General features: G+C 64.1%; 13 protein-coding genes. 6 read left to right on the top strand and 7 right to left on the bottom strand.

Going from position 1 to position 13,794, the window contains the following annotated elements:
- Positions 1-19: 19 nt before the first annotated feature.
- The 3 genes from BX591_RS11545 to BX591_RS11535 all read right to left on the bottom strand — a co-directional run bounded on the left by BX591_RS11545 (position 20) and on the right by BX591_RS11535 (position 2,116).
- Positions 20-838: a 4'-phosphopantetheinyl transferase family protein gene (locus BX591_RS11545; protein ID WP_111931338.1), complete on the bottom strand. Its 819-nt coding sequence runs from the start codon at positions 836-838 to the stop codon at positions 20-22.
- Between the two features lie 11 nt (positions 839-849).
- Complete coding sequence (locus BX591_RS11540) at positions 850-1,329, bottom strand: hypothetical protein (RefSeq protein ID WP_111931336.1); 480 nt, start codon at positions 1,327-1,329, stop codon at positions 850-852.
- Between the two features lie 127 nt (positions 1,330-1,456).
- Positions 1,457-2,116 (bottom strand): nitroreductase family protein, encoded by a 660-nt coding sequence (locus tag BX591_RS11535; RefSeq protein ID WP_111931334.1) that lies wholly within the window; start codon positions 2,114-2,116, stop codon positions 1,457-1,459.
- A 284-nt stretch (positions 2,117-2,400) separates the two neighbouring features.
- Between BX591_RS11535 and BX591_RS11530 the strand changes: the two genes are divergently transcribed.
- A complete protein-coding gene (locus tag BX591_RS11530) occupies positions 2,401-3,651 on the top strand; it encodes a YbfB/YjiJ family MFS transporter (protein ID WP_111931332.1) in 1,251 nt (416 codons plus the stop codon).
- Positions 3,652-3,785: 134 nt separating this feature from the next.
- Here BX591_RS11530 and BX591_RS11525 read toward each other — a convergent pair whose 3' ends face one another.
- Together BX591_RS11525 and BX591_RS11520 are read right to left on the bottom strand one after the other, a co-directional pair.
- Positions 3,786-4,259: an Lrp/AsnC family transcriptional regulator gene (locus BX591_RS11525; RefSeq protein ID WP_111931330.1), complete on the bottom strand. Its 474-nt coding sequence runs from the start codon at positions 4,257-4,259 to the stop codon at positions 3,786-3,788.
- Positions 4,260-4,979: 720 nt separating this feature from the next.
- Complete coding sequence (locus BX591_RS11520; protein WP_111931328.1) at positions 4,980-6,044, bottom strand: LacI family DNA-binding transcriptional regulator; 1,065 nt, start codon at positions 6,042-6,044, stop codon at positions 4,980-4,982.
- Positions 6,045-6,260: 216 nt separating this feature from the next.
- On the opposite strand from BX591_RS11520, the gene BX591_RS11515 reads away from it, so the two are divergent.
- The 5 genes from BX591_RS11515 to BX591_RS11495 all read left to right on the top strand — a co-directional run bounded on the left by BX591_RS11515 (position 6,261) and on the right by BX591_RS11495 (position 12,630).
- On the top strand, positions 6,261-7,286 hold the full coding sequence (locus tag BX591_RS11515; RefSeq protein WP_111931326.1) for a TRAP transporter substrate-binding protein: 1,026 nt from the start codon (positions 6,261-6,263) through the stop codon (positions 7,284-7,286).
- 74 nt (positions 7,287-7,360) lie between these two features.
- Entirely contained in the window at positions 7,361-9,247 is a 1,887-nt protein-coding gene (locus BX591_RS11510; RefSeq protein ID WP_111931324.1) for a TRAP transporter large permease, read from the top strand.
- Positions 9,248-9,340: 93 nt separating this feature from the next.
- A complete protein-coding gene (locus tag BX591_RS11505; protein WP_111931322.1) occupies positions 9,341-9,880 on the top strand; it encodes a VOC family protein in 540 nt (179 codons plus the stop codon).
- On the top strand, positions 9,877-11,172 hold the full coding sequence (locus BX591_RS11500; protein WP_111931320.1) for a ribulose-bisphosphate carboxylase large subunit family protein: 1,296 nt from the start codon (positions 9,877-9,879) through the stop codon (positions 11,170-11,172). Before BX591_RS11505 ends, BX591_RS11500 begins: the two co-directional genes overlap by 4 nt.
- A gap of 36 nt (positions 11,173-11,208) precedes the next feature.
- On the top strand, positions 11,209-12,630 hold the full coding sequence (locus BX591_RS11495; RefSeq protein WP_111931318.1) for a four-carbon acid sugar kinase family protein: 1,422 nt from the start codon (positions 11,209-11,211) through the stop codon (positions 12,628-12,630).
- A gap of 10 nt (positions 12,631-12,640) precedes the next feature.
- Here the strand turns inward: BX591_RS11495 and BX591_RS11490 are convergent, their stop codons facing one another.
- Together BX591_RS11490 and BX591_RS11485 are read right to left on the bottom strand one after the other, a co-directional pair.
- Complete coding sequence (locus BX591_RS11490) at positions 12,641-13,441, bottom strand: SDR family oxidoreductase (protein WP_111931541.1); 801 nt, start codon at positions 13,439-13,441, stop codon at positions 12,641-12,643.
- A 154-nt stretch (positions 13,442-13,595) separates the two neighbouring features.
- Complete coding sequence (locus BX591_RS11485; RefSeq protein WP_035559900.1) at positions 13,596-13,751, bottom strand: DUF3309 family protein; 156 nt, start codon at positions 13,749-13,751, stop codon at positions 13,596-13,598.
- Positions 13,752-13,794: the final 43 nt, after the last annotated feature.

The raw sequence follows: 13,794 nt of genomic DNA, 5'->3' as shown, positions 1-13,794 counted from the left end.
CGCGATAAACCTCAGCCGCCTACGGGTTGATTTCTCCGATCGCCAGCGACTTCGGCCAACCAAACGTATGGACTTGCGTAATCGGTTGCGCGAGCGCGACGGCCGCGCGAATCTTGCCGCCCATCGGCAGATCGAACACCTGCCAGCGGCCATGCTCCGCGAGGTCGAAGGCGCAACTCGCGGTATGGCTCAGCAGCAGTTCCACGTCGATATCCACCGGCGCATAACGCAGCGCATTGCAGAGGCTGCCATAACGTGCACGCCGTCGCGCGCCGTCCGGCGTCTCGTCGGCGCGCGCGCCGGGTGACGGCACGACCACGCTCAGACCCAGCGTCGCCGACGCAACGCCGACCACGATCCAGATGCCGCCGTAGGCGATGTCGATCGTAATGCCGCGGCCGTCATGAGGATGGCGTGCGCGCAATTTTTCGTTGCCGTCGTCTTGCAGATCGACCTCGCGTGGCGCGCAGTCGAACAGATTCGCGACGATCCAGCGCACTACCACGCGAGCGCTGACAAAGCGCTTGCGCAACGCGGCGTTCGGATGTAACCGCGCGCGTTCGCGTTCGCTCTTCGACAACCAGCCGTCGCCTTCCTGCACCGGCACCGGCAACCATTCGCAGCGAAATCGCCACAGATGCAATTCGCCCGCGCGCGGCACGGTGACGCCGCGCGGATAGTGGCGCGTCAGTGAGTGAGAAGAGAAGACGGGCGGCGTGGCCGTGACGATAGCGTGCACGATTCGGGCGGGGTTCGCCGCGCGTTCGGTCGCGCGCACGTCGCGGCTATCGCGCACGCGCGAGGAGGCCGGCGCAGCCTGGTCCAATTCCAGTGACATTGGCTGCGTCCTCAATGCATATAGGTCACGCGACGCGCTTGCACGTCGAGTTCCATGCCGGCGTCGAGCAGATCGATCGCAAACCAGCGGATCAGCTTCAACACGCCGCTGACCGCGGGCGAGGGCAGCCACTCGCTCAACATGCGCAACGCGGCGCCGCTATGCGTTTTTTGCAGCAACGCGATGGTCTGCAAAATGACGGCTTCGTCCTTGCCGAGGTCGCTGGCACAGCGGCAGCGCATGTCGAGCGGACGATACGACACGTGCATCAGCGAACGCATCAGCAGATCGAAATGTTCTATGCCGTCCTGTCGCAAGCCGACACCGCTGAGAATGTCGCGCCATTGCACGCCGCCGCGCGCCGATTCGCAGGCTGGTCGCAGCCAGGTGCGGACGGCGCTGAGGACGGTACGCTCGGGCGCGTCGGTGTTATCGACGGGATGATCGTCGATCAGGTCGGGGCGGCTGCTGTAGTGAGAGCGGAAGTTCATCGAGGCTCCTGAATGGACACGGTCCATGAGTCGCGCCGGCCTGATTGAGTGGCTGCCGCGTCGCAGGCCAGCGCTTGTCGCTTGCGACGCAAGGGCGATGACGCAACATGCGCGTCGATGGCTTGCATTAGTTTCGGACTGGTTGCGGCGGCAACCATTCGCGCACGTGCGCGCTGTGCGACGGCCGCACCGGCGTTGCGCCGGGTATTTTCGCGGTGCCCACGAACAGAAAGCCGAGCAGACGCTCGTTCGACGCAAAGCCCAGCGCGTCGCGCAGACGCGCTTCATAGCTGTCCGGCCCGGTGGCCCAGAAACCGCCGTAGCCAAGCGCGTGAATCGCGTTGAGCAGGTTCATCGTCGCCGCGCCGGCGGCCAGTAGTTGCTCGATCTCCGGCACTTTCGGATGTGCCGACACGGCCGCCCCGAGTGCGATCACGAGCGGTGCCGCAAAGGCCTTCTGCCGCCGATGCGCGTGCGCGGAGCGCGGTTCGTCCGGTGAACGCGCGCTGGCCAGATCGACCAGCAGGTCGCCGAGCGCACCGCGTGCTTCGCCGCGAATCGTGACGAAGCGCCAGGGCCGCAGATTGCCGTGATCGGGCGCGCGCATCGCGGCGTCGAAGATCAGATCGAGTTCGGCGTCGGCGGGGCCGGGTTCGGTGAGCGGCCATTGCGATTGGCGCGACAGCAACACCTCGAGCGCCGCCGATGCATGAGGCGTGGCGGCGGTGCCGGGTTGCGCGGATACGGAAGGTGCGGGTTCGAGGCGGCTGATGTCTAGCGTGGTCATGGCGTGTAATCGACTGAAGGTATGGGCTGAATAATGGGCTAATTATCTCGTAAATGCAAATCATTCGCATTTAGATGGATGTGTTAGTCCTGACAGTTGTCGACCTCACGCTTGTCCGGTACGCGCGCCGTCAGTGCGCGTAGCGTCAAAGGGAATGGCCTTGGCTCGTTAAAGGCAACTAACTGTCAGCCCCGCCCGGCGTCCCCAGATATGATGGCGGCGTGCCGTAATCAGCGTTTGCAGCACGCCCGGCCTACAGCATCCTTGCCCACATCCGCCCGCCCATGCCGACAAAATCACTCGACGCCGCCGTGGCTGCCACGGCTACCCAAGCGGCGCACCGTCTCCCGACCCTGCTGCTGGCCGCCGCGCTCTCGCTAGGCAGCGCGATCGCGTTGGGACTTGCCCGCTTTGCGTACGCGCTGCTACTGCCGTCAATGAAACTCGACCTCGGCTGGAGCTTCGCGCAGGCCGGTGCGATGAACACCGCCAACGCATTGGGCTACCTGCTCGGCGCGCTGACGTTCCCGCCACTCGCGCGCCGCTGGTCGTCGGGTGTCCTGTTCGGCGTCGGGTGCGCGGCCACCACGCTGCTCATGGCCGTCAGCGGCCTGCTCTCGGACACGCATTCGCTGCTGGCGTTGCGAGTGATCACCGGCGTGGCCAGCGCGGCGATTTTTATCAGTGGCGGTGTGCTGGCGGCGCGCCTGGCGTCGGCAAGACCGCACGACGCCGGCCTCGTGCTCGGTCTGTACTACGGCGGCACGGGATGGGGAATCGTGGTGGCGTCGGTGCTGGTGCCGCTGACGATCGTCAACACCGCGCATGGCTGGCAGTTCGCGTGGTTCGCGTTGGCCCTCGCGTGCGCGGCGTTCGCCGCCGTGGCGATTCAGGCGGCGCGCAAGATCGAACGGGTGCATCCCAACGTGCATGCGGCGACGGCGGCGGCGCGCGCAACCGCCAGCACCGAGGCGCCGCGCTGGCCGCGGTTCAGCCTCGCATTGGCGGGCTACGGACTGTTCGGCGTCGGCTATATCGGCTATATGACGTTCATCGTGGCGCTGCTGCGCAATGCCGGCATGAGCGCGGTGGTCGTCACCGGCTTTTATCTGCTGCTCGGCGTGGCGACGGTGATGTCGGCGCGCGTGTGGGCCGGCCTGCTCGACCGTATGCGCGGCGGTCAGGCGCTCGCGGTGCTCAACGCGCTGCTCGCCATCGCGACGCTGCTGCCGGCGCTGTTCACGCAACCGTGGGTGGCCTTCGTGTCCGGCGTGCTGTTCGGCGCGACGTTTCTGTCGGCGGTCGCATCGACCACCGCGTTCGTGCGCCACAATCTGCCCGCGAGCCACTGGGCCAAAGGCATCAGCGCTTTCACGATCGTCTTCGCGTTCGGCCAGATCGTGGGGCCGACGATGATCGGCTGGGTCTCGGACGGCGCCGGTCTCGCGCGCGGGCTGGTCTATTCCGCGCTGCTGCTTGCAGGCGGCGCGGTGCTGGCCGCATGTCAGAAGCCGTTGCGTAGCGCTATCGGCTGAGCGTCATGGTCATCGCGAAGCGCGCCATTTTCGAGTCCGTAGCGAATCATCGTGGCGATGGCGGAGCCGCACGTCGCGTGCGTGCAGCGCGCGCGGTCCAGGCAGTTTGCGTAAAGATCTAACCCGGCGGCCCGCTAGACCGCAATCGACGGAATGCTTTTCATGCAGCGCAGCGCGAACATCGAGCGGCTATGCCGGATGCCGGCAATCTTGTAGAGCTTCTCGCGCAGGAACCGCTCGTAACCCGCGGTGCCGTCCACTGCCACCTTGACCAGGTAGTCGTAATCGCCCGACACCAGATACGCCTCGAGCACTTCCGACAGCGTCGCGAGTTCGGCGCCGAAGCGGGCGAGCGCGTCGTCGTCGTGACGGTCGAGCGTGACCTCCAGCAACACCACATCGGCGAAGCCGAGCTTCTGCTGATCGAGCAAAGCCACGTAGCCGCGGATATAGCCCTCCGTTTCCAGCTGGCGCGTGCGATTCCAGCACGCGGTGGTCGACATACCGACCAACTCGGCCAGTTCCGCATTGCTCAGACGCGCGTTTTTCTGCAATTCGCGCATGATCTTGCGATCCTGGCTGTCGAGTGGGCGATTTCGAGTTGACATAGGTTTTCCGAAATAATGTTCCTAGAAATTGTATTGTAGCGGAATATCGTCCCGACATCGCGCGGCCAGCGTGCTCCTTTAAGAAGCCTATCCAGCCTGCCTCCGGGTATATTTTCAGGGTGCATTCATGCCCGGGACAACCGCCCGGACCACAGGCTTCGCGCCCGTGGCCTCGTTCAGCCACAAGCTGTCATGCGGTGTCTCGCTGCCTTCACAGCAAGAAGGCGGCACGCGGGCGAATTCCGGCGTCAACCGCGCTGGAAGGCGCGCTCGCCGGGCATGGACGCATGTTCCTAACCGAATGCCTGCCGGCCTCTGCTTTTGTCCACCATCGGGTCGATCGACCGCGATAAACGGTACGGCGCGCCTGTTGGCGACGCATGTAAGCTCATGCCGGGATGGGCACGTTGATGGCGGCGGTGCGCTGAGCGCATACCGCATGCGCGAAAGGCGACGCCGCACATTGCGGACGTCGCCTTTCAGGTGTCAGCGCGATGGCGCTGAGCCCATACTGCGGGGTATCAGTGAAAAATCAGGTACAGGATGACCAGTACGATCAGCGGGACACCGAGAAGCCAGCCGAGAAGATAAGGCATGATGTGATCTCCTTTCGTATCGAAGTTTGAATACGAAGTTGTCTCAGCATCCCGCGTGCCTGACCTCGTACAGCGAGGCATTTGACGAAGGCGGCCATGCCTGCGCCGCGTTGCCCCGTTCCCCTCAGGGCAGGTTCTCCCGCAGAACGATACTGAATTGCACCGGCTTCACGTCGTGCATCGCGTCGCGTTTCTCCCGTACGTTGCGGAAAATCCGCAGACAATTTCCTACCATCGACTGCGGCGTTTGCGTGATCAGCGCGTCCATCGTTCCGTCGATCAACAGAGCGCGCGTATCCGGCGTCAAGCCATGACCGACGAACAGGATCTTCTGTTCAGAACGCGCTTCGACAATCGCACGCGCGACACCATCCGATCCGCCACCGCTGTTATAAATGCCGGCGAGATCCGGATGCTGTTCCAGCAGCTTGCGCGTCTGCATATAGTTGCGCTCGCTATCGTCGTGCCCCTCGCGCAATCCGATCACACGTACCTGCGGAAACGTCGATTCGATCAGATGCAGAAAGCCGATCTCGCGCTCTTCGTGCCCGCGATAGTTGAGACTGCCCGCGAGCATCGCGATCTTGCCGTTGGGTCTCGGCCCCATGAAACGCCCTAGCAACAGCGCTGCGGTACGGCCGGCCGAACGGTTGTCGATGCCCACATAAGCCAGCCGCCGCGCGTTCGATAAATCGGAAATCAGCGTGATGGCGGGCACTCCCTGGTCCGCGAGCGCATTCACCGCGTCGCGCACCTGCGGATGTTCGAGCGCCATGAATACCACGCCGTCCGCGCGCTGACCGTAATGCAACAGACGGTCGGCCAATTCCTTCGGATTGAAACTCTCCACATAGTGCACGCGGCATTTCATATCGAGCGCGTTCCATTGATCGTGGGCGAAATCGATGTAGTCGCCGAGCATGTGCAGGTAGCGATTGGTGCCGGCGGGCAGCAGAAAGGCGATCCGCATGGGCTTCGACGGCACGACGGCGGGCGCGTTGGACGTGAGCAGATAGCCGAGTTGCGCGGCCGCCTGCAGCACACGTTGCGCGGTCACGGCGCGCACGTTCTCGCGACCGTTGAGCACGCGATCCACCGTGGCGGTGGAGACCCCGGCGACACGCGCGATATCGGGAATGCGAGCGCGTGCGGCGAGGCTAACGGCGGCGCCGGAAAGCGGTTCGGACATGGCAGTTCTTCAGGGAGAGGTCAATCAAAAACCATCAAGTTCGCGGTTTGACAGTGCTTGCCGCGCACGCCTAGTCTTGCAGCTATCACGCAACGACTGAACGCCGCTGACCCGAAATCAAAGCGTAGTCCGTCATAGCAACAACGGTTGTCGTGAACGATGATGGTTTTTGATGGAATCGACCGTCACATCAATTATAAGCAAGGAGACGCTCAAATGACCAACCTCGCGAGACGCACCGTGCTGCGCGCCGCGGCCGCCGTGCCGCTAGCCGGCGCGCTGGGTTTTCCGGCGATCGTACGCGCGGCGTCCGGCCCGGAATTCGTGTTCAAGTACGGCAACAATCTGCCGCTCACGCATCCGCTGAACGTGCGCTCGCAGGAGGCCGCCAACCAGATTCGCGACGCGTCCAGGGGGCGCATGGAGATCCGGATATTCCCCAACAACCAGTTGGGCGGCGACACCGACATGCTCGCGCAGGTGCGCAGCGGCGGCATCGAAATGTTCACGCCGTCGGCGCTGGTGGTGTCGACGCTCGCGCCGTCGGTCGCGATCAATGCCGTCGGCTTCGCCTTCAGCGACTACCACCAGGTATGGAGCGCGATGGACGGCAAGCTCGGCGCCTACGTGCGCGCGGCGATGCAAAAGGCCGGCCTCGAGTCGTTCGAGAAGATGTGGGACAACGGCTTTCGTCAGACGACCACCAGCACCGGTCCGATCACGAGCGCGCAGACCATGCACGGTCTGAAGATTCGCGTGCCGGTGAGCCCACTCAGTATCGACATGTTCAAGGGTCTCGGCGCGTCGCCCACCAGCCTGCAATTCAGCGAAGTCTATTCGTCGCTGCAAACGCATATCGTCGATGCGCAGGAAAACCCGCTGCCGATCGTGCAAGTGGCGAAACTCTACGAAGTGCAGAAGTACTGTTCCCTGACCAATCACATGTGGGACGGCTACTGGTTCGTGCTGAACCCGCGCGCGTGGCAGGGCTTGCCGAAAGACCTGCAGGCCATTGCGAGCGACGCGTTCAATCAGTCGGCTCTGCGGCAGCGCGAGGACGTGCGCAAGCTCAACGACGCGGCCGTCGCGGATTTGCAGAGCAAAGGCCTCGCGATCAATCGTCCTGCGCCGGATACGTTTCGCGCCGCATTGCGCCAGGCGGGCTTTTACGCCGAATGGAAAAGCAAATTCGGCGATCAGGCGTGGGACCTGCTCGAACAGTCGGTCGGCAAGCTGGCCTGAACGTGCGCGGCAAACCGGTGAGCAGCCGGCAGGAAAAGACGGAGCGCGGCGAGTACCCGCGAGGAGGCGCAAGGATGTCGAATCATGCGTTGAACCCAGTGGAAGCCCACGTGCCGTTGCACGCGGCGAGTGCGCCGCGCCGCTGGCTGCGAAGCTTCGATCGCGGGTTGATCGCGCTCGTCGAAGTCTGCGCGGCCGCCCTGCTGGCGATGGAAATCGTCGTCATGTTCGCGGGCGTGGTGTGGCGCTACCTGCTGCATCAGCCGCTCGTCTGGTCGGACGAACTCGCTGGCATTCTGTTTCTGTGGCTCGCCATGCTCGGCGCCGTGCTTGCGTTGCGACGCGGCGAACATATGCGGATGACGGCGCTGGTCAGCCGTTTGTCGCCGTCGCGGCGGGCGTTTGTCGATACGCTGGCGATCGCGGCCTCGGTTGCGTTGCTGGCGCTGCTGATTGCGCCGGCCTATGACTACGCGTCCGGCGAGGCTGCGATCGTGACGCCCGCCTTGCAGATCAGCAACGCGTGGCGCGCGCTCGCGTTGCCGATCGGCGCGGCGCTCATGCTGCTGGTCGGCCTGCTGCGTCTCGCCCAGGTGAGCCGACTGCGCGATGTACTCATTGCGCTCGCCATCGCGGCGCTGCTGGGTGCGGTGGCGGTGTTCGCCGGTCCGTGGTTCCAGACCCTCGGCAAGACCAACCTCGTGATTTTTTTCGTCGGCGTCGTGGCGGTGGGCATTTTCTCGGGCGTGCCGATCGGGTTTTCCTTCGCGCTGGCCACCTTCGGCTATCTCGGTCTCTCGACCTTTACCCCGCTCGAAGTGATGGTCGGCCGGATGGACGAGGGCATGTCGCATCTGGTGTTGCTGGCCGTGCCGCTGTTCGTATTCCTCGGCCTGCTGATCGAAATGACCGGCATGGCGCGCGCGATGATCGAATTCCTCGCGAGCCTCGTCGGTCATGTGCATGGCGGCTTGTCGTTCGTGCTGATCGGCGCGATGTATCTGGTGTCCGGCATCTCCGGGTCGAAGGTGGCGGACATGGCGGCGATCGCGCCGGTGCTGTTCCCCGAGATGAAAAAACGCGGCGCCGCCGAAGGCGATCTGGTCGCGCTGCTCGCCACCACCGGTGCGCAAAGCGAAACGATTCCACCGAGCATCGTGTTGATCACGATCGGCTCGGTTACCGGCTTGTCGATCTCCGCGCTGTTCACGGCGGGCATGCTGCCAGGCGCGGTGCTCGCGCTGATTCTGTGCGTCGTGGTGTGGTGGCGTTATCGCAAGGAAGACCTGAGCGGTGCGCAGCGTTTCACGCGGGCGCAGATCGGGCGGCTGTTGCTCGTGTCGTTGCCGGCGCTGGCCTTGCCGTTCGTGATTCGCATGGCGGTGGTCGAAGGGATCGCAACCGCAACCGAAGTGTCGACCATCGGCATCGCCTATTCGATGCTGGTCGGCGTGCTGATCTATCGCCGCTTCGAATGGCGGCGGCTCGGCCGCATGCTGGTGGACGCCGCAACCTTGTCGGGGGCGATTCTTTTCATCATCGGATGCGCAACCGCGATGGCGTGGGCGCTCACGCAATCCGGCTTTTCGCAGGACCTCGCGCAATGGATGGGCGCCATGCCCGGCGGTGCGTACGGTTTTCTCGCGGTGTCGATCGTCGTGTTCGTGATGCTCGGCAGCGTGCTCGAAGGGATTCCCGCGATCGTGCTATTCGGGCCGCTGCTGTTCCCGATCGCGCGGATGGCCGGCGTCAACGAGGTGCACTACGCGATCGTCGTGATTCTGTCGATGGGCGTCGGCCTGTTCTCACCGCCGTTCGGCGTTGGCTATTACTCGGCATGCGCGATCAGCAAGGTCAATCCCGACGCGGGTATCGGTCCGATCGTCGGTTATATGGGCGCGTTGATCTTCGGCCTGATTCTGGTCGCGGCGATTCCCTGGATATCGATCGGGTTTCTCTAGGTTTTCTTTATACGTTCGACCTACGGACGCGGCATCGACAGCCACGCCGGGGTGTCGCTCGTCTTTTCAATCCTGACGCTTTGGGAGAGCTACATGAGTCGTTTCTTTGGCGAAATTCGTCAGGCGGGATACGTGGTCCGCGATATCGAAGCCGCAATGGACTACTGGAGCCGCGTGCTCGGCGTCGGCCCCTGGTTCTACAACGAACACGTGCCGATCGAAAATTACACGTATCGCGGCCAATCTTACGAGGTGCATAACTCGGTCGCGTTGGCGAACTCGGGGCCGCTGCAGGTCGAGCTGATCCAGACTCGCAATGACGCGCCGTCCATGTATCGCGACTTTCTCGCCGCCGGTCACACGGGCTTGCAGCACAACGCGTATTGGACCACCTCGTTCGACGCGGATCTCGCGCGTCTGCAAGCGCAGGGCTTCACGGTCGCGATGAGCGGCGAAGTGGGGCGCAACGGCCGGTTCGTTTACTTCGACACGGAAAACCATCCGGGCACGGTGATCGAACTGTCGGAGATAGCTGGGCCGAAAGGCAAACTGTTCGACATGATCCACGTGGCGTCCCGCGACTGGGACGGTAGCGATCCGATACGCCGTTTTCCCGATCTGGGCATGCTATGAACGCCGCGCCGCAACGGCAGACCGGCGACGATGTACTCGAAGCCGACTATCTGATCGAGACGCCGCTCGATCCCGCACGCGTCGCCGACGTGATGGCCGGCGAGCAGTCGAGCGGCACCTTCGTGCGCGTCGCCAATGAATCCGATGCGCTGCGCGCCCGCAGCCGCGCAACCGTGTTGCAAATCGAAGAACTCGACGCCGCGGCGCAACCCAGCTTGCCGAACGCGTGGCTCGCGCGCCAGCACGCAACGGGTCCGTGGCGGCGCGCGCGGGTCACGCTGTCGTTCCCGCTGGCCAACATCGGCGCGAATCTGCCGACGCTGGCCGCGACCGTCGCCGGCAATCTGTACGACCTCGGCGAAGTGACCGGCATGCGCCTGTTGTCGCTGCGTTTGCCGGCTACCTATCGCGCGCGGTTTGACATGCCGCGGCATGGTGTGAATGGCACGCGCGCGTTGACCGAAGTGCGCGACCGACCGTTGATCGGCACCATCGTCAAGCCGAACGTCGGCCTGAGCGCAGCGGAAACGGCAGCGCTGGTGCGCGAGCTCTGCGAAGCAGGCGTCGATTTCATCAAGGACGACGAGGTGTGCGCGAATCCGCTGCACGCGCCGCTCGCGGAGCGCGTGCGGGCGGTGATGGCCGAGGTGCGCGGCTATCGCGAGCGTAGCGGCCGGCCGGTCATGGTCGCCTTCAATATCACCGACGACCTCGACGCCATGCGTCGTCATGCCGACCTGGTCGAACAGGAGGGCGGCAGTTGCGTGATGGCGAGCATCAATTGGTGCGGCTTCTCCGCGATCCAGACGCTGCGCCGCGCTACGCCGCTGGTGTTGCACGCGCATCGCAACGGCTACGGCATGATGTCGCGCGATCCGGCGCTCGGCATGTCGTTTCAGGCGTATCAAACGTTGTGGCGTTTGAGCGGCGTCGATCATATGCACGTTCACGGCCTGGCCGGCAAATTCGCGCAGAGCGACGCCGAGGTGATCGAGTCGGCGCGCGACTGCGCGACGCCGCTCGCGCCCGGTGTCGACGACGTGGTGCTGCCCGCGTTCTCATCGGGGCAATGGGCCGGCACCGCGCAGGCTACGTTCGACGCGGTGCGGTCCACTGATCTGCTGTTCATGTCGGGCGGCGGCATTCTCGCGCATCCGGACGGCCCCGCCGCGGGCGTGACTAGCGTGCGCCAGGCGTGGGCTGCCGTGCAGGCCGGCACGCCGCTAACGGTGTACGCGGAGCACATGCCGGAACTGCGGCGCGCGTTGGCGTTTTTCGGCGGCCGCGCGTGAGCGGCGCAGCGGCACGTCGTACAAGGGGTAGAGACTATGAGTGACCTGCCGCGCGACGATGGCCCGGACTACGCGTTCTACGGCGACGATTTCACCGGCGCGACCGACACGCTCGCGCATCTCGCGCGCGCCGGCATACGCACGATGCTGTTTTTCGAGCCGCCGGATGCCGCGCGTCTATCGACGTCGGGCCCGCTCGATGCGGTCGGTGTCGCGGGCGCCGCGCGGACCATGGCGCCTTCCGCGCAGCAACACGAACTCACCCATGTCGGCGCGGCATTCGCGAAGCTCGGCGTGCGCGTGATGCACTACAAGGTGTGCTCGACCTTCGATAGCGCGCCGCAGACCGGCAGCATCGGCGTGGCGATCCAGACCTTGCGCGAGTACTGCGCGAACGAACTCGTCGCGGTGATCGGCGGGCAGCCGGATTTGCGGCGCTATTGCGTGTTTGGCCAGTTATTCGCGGCGGCCGGCGCCGATGACGCCCGGAAAACGGTCTACCGGATCGATCGTCATCCGACCATGAGCCGGCATCCAGTCACGCCGATGAATGAAGCGGATTTGCGCGTGCATCTGCAGCGGCAAGGCTTGCAGAATGTGCAATCGGTCGACTGGCGGAGCTATGCGTCGGGCGCTGCGGCGCTGCAATCCGAGGTGCGGCGTCGGCTCGATTTAAAGCCGGACGCCGTGCTGTTCGATGTGCTCGACGCGTCGCATCTGCACGCGATCGGCGAGTTGATCTCGCGTTACGCCGCGACGTCGGCGCCGCTGCTGGCGGTTGGCGCGAGTAGTGTCGCGCAGGCGTATGCCTTGACGCGCGGCACGGCTGGTCGATCTGCGGTGGCCACGGGTTCAGTCGGGTTGGCGCGCGCGCAGGGTCCCGTGTTCGTGCTGGCGGGGAGCTTGTCGCCGCTGACCGAGTTACAGATCGAGGCGGCGCACTCTTATTTGCGTGTCGAGTTGGACCCGTTGCAAATGACCGGCGGCGACGCAGCCGCTTATCTCGCGACGCAGGTGGCAGCGATAGCCGCGTCGTTGCGCGACGGGCGCAACGTGCTTGCGTTCACGAAGCGGCGCGCGGCGCGTGCGGCTGATCATGAAACGAAGGCGAATGCCGGTGCCGATGCCGACACGAATGCGCATCTAGCCGCGCCTGCCGAAGGCGCACTCCCTCACCTCGCCGAGACCTGCGCGACGCTGTTGAAACAGGTACTCGGCGCCGTGCGTCTGCAACGCATCGGCATTGCCGGCGGCGACACATCGAGCTTCGCCGTGCGCGCGCTCGGTGCATGGGGTTTATCGTATCTCGCGCCCTTATCGGCCGGCGTCACGGTGTGTCGTTTGCACGCCGATCGCGCGGATCTCGACGGCATGGAGATCATGCTCAAGGGTGGTCAGATGGGCGGCACGGATCTGTTCGAGCAACTGCTCGACGGTGACGAAGTACGAGACGCGTAAGCAACAGCCATCAACCGTTATCCGCGAAGCCAGGATAAAGCGTCATGCCGCCGTCGACGAACAACGTCGTGCCGACCACGTAATCGCTTTCATCCGACGCGAGCCATACCGCGGCCTTGCCGATGTCGTCCACGTCGCCGACACGGCCGTACGGAATCAATTTCAGCAACTTTTCGCGCGCGGCTACGGTGTCCCACGCGTCTTTATTGATCGGCGTGCGGATTGCGCCGGGCGCGATGGAGTTGACGCGAATCCGTTCGGGCGCGACCTCCTGCGCGAGGGATTTCATGAACATCTGAATGCCCCCTTTGGAAGCCGCATAGTTCACATGTCCCGCCCACGGAATCACTTCATGTACGGAGCTCATGCAGATAATTTTGCCCAGTGCTTTCGACACGTCGCGCGGTCCACGCCGCCTGAATTCCTTCACTGCTGCTTGCGCGGTCAGGAATTGCCCGGTCAGATTCGTTGCCAACACCGTTTGCCAATCTTGCAGCGTCATGTCGGCAAACGCGCTGTCTTTCTGCATGCCCGAATTCGCGACCACGATATCGACCGTCCCGAAATGCGCGCGGCACGCGTCGAACATATTGTCGACTTGAGCCGGGTCGGCTACGTCGGCTTGAACCGCGAGCGCGGCGCCACCGGTCCGTTCGATTTCCTCGGCGAGTCGTTGCGCCGCATCGGCATGCGAGTGGTAGTTCAGCACCACGGCTGCGCCCGCATCCGCCAGCGCTTTGGCGACGCCGTAACCAATCCCGGAACTGGCCCCGGTGATTACAGCGACCTGATTCGCGAGTAACTTTTCCATCCCATTCTCCGGCGTGACAAACGTGAGTTGGTGATAGCCGTCGACATAACGAAACCGCCGGATAACCGACGCAGCAAACTGCATCGATATCCGGCGGCCGGCGCCGCTTCAAGGTTCGGTTTGAACGAAGAACCGTTGGTTCAATCTGCCGTGGCTATATCACACCAGCCACCAGCAACACGATGATGACGATCAGCACGACGCCGATACCACCCGTCGGCGCGTAGCCCCACGAGCGGCTGTGCGGCCAGGTCGGAAACGCACCGATGAGAAGAAGAATCAGCACAATCAGAAGAATAGTTCCCAACATATTAATAACCTCCGCTTGGGTTGACAGGATCCGCCGTCACGCT

It is taken from the genome of Paraburkholderia bryophila (assembly GCF_003269035.1).
GTDB classification, from domain to species: Bacteria; Pseudomonadota; Gammaproteobacteria; order Burkholderiales; family Burkholderiaceae; genus Paraburkholderia; species Paraburkholderia bryophila.
The sequence above is the reverse complement of the archived record's forward strand: the minus strand, read 5'-3'. Positions and strand labels throughout refer to the sequence as shown.

Excerpts from the sequence above, each read along its gene's own strand:
- BX591_RS11545 (WP_111931338.1), bottom strand. The coding sequence starts at position 838 with ATGTCACTGGAATTGGACCAGGCTGCGCCGGCCTCCTCGCGCGTGCGC.
- BX591_RS11540 (WP_111931336.1), bottom strand. The coding sequence starts at position 1,329 with ATGAACTTCCGCTCTCACTACAGCAGCCGCCCCGACCTGATCGACGAT.
- BX591_RS11535 (WP_111931334.1), bottom strand. The coding sequence starts at position 2,116 with ATGACCACGCTAGACATCAGCCGCCTCGAACCCGCACCTTCCGTATCC.
- BX591_RS11530 (WP_111931332.1), top strand. The coding sequence starts at position 2,401 with ATGCCGACAAAATCACTCGACGCCGCCGTGGCTGCCACGGCTACCCAA.
- BX591_RS11525 (WP_111931330.1), bottom strand. The coding sequence starts at position 4,259 with ATGTCAACTCGAAATCGCCCACTCGACAGCCAGGATCGCAAGATCATG.
- BX591_RS11520 (WP_111931328.1), bottom strand. The coding sequence starts at position 6,044 with ATGTCCGAACCGCTTTCCGGCGCCGCCGTTAGCCTCGCCGCACGCGCT.
- BX591_RS11515 (WP_111931326.1), top strand. The coding sequence starts at position 6,261 with ATGACCAACCTCGCGAGACGCACCGTGCTGCGCGCCGCGGCCGCCGTG.
- BX591_RS11510 (WP_111931324.1), top strand. The coding sequence starts at position 7,361 with ATGTCGAATCATGCGTTGAACCCAGTGGAAGCCCACGTGCCGTTGCAC.
- BX591_RS11505 (WP_111931322.1), top strand. The coding sequence starts at position 9,341 with ATGAGTCGTTTCTTTGGCGAAATTCGTCAGGCGGGATACGTGGTCCGC.
- BX591_RS11500 (WP_111931320.1), top strand. The coding sequence starts at position 9,877 with ATGAACGCCGCGCCGCAACGGCAGACCGGCGACGATGTACTCGAAGCC.
- BX591_RS11495 (WP_111931318.1), top strand. The coding sequence starts at position 11,209 with ATGAGTGACCTGCCGCGCGACGATGGCCCGGACTACGCGTTCTACGGC.
- BX591_RS11490 (WP_111931541.1), bottom strand. The coding sequence starts at position 13,441 with ATGGAAAAGTTACTCGCGAATCAGGTCGCTGTAATCACCGGGGCCAGT.
- BX591_RS11485 (WP_035559900.1), bottom strand. The coding sequence starts at position 13,751 with ATGTTGGGAACTATTCTTCTGATTGTGCTGATTCTTCTTCTCATCGGT.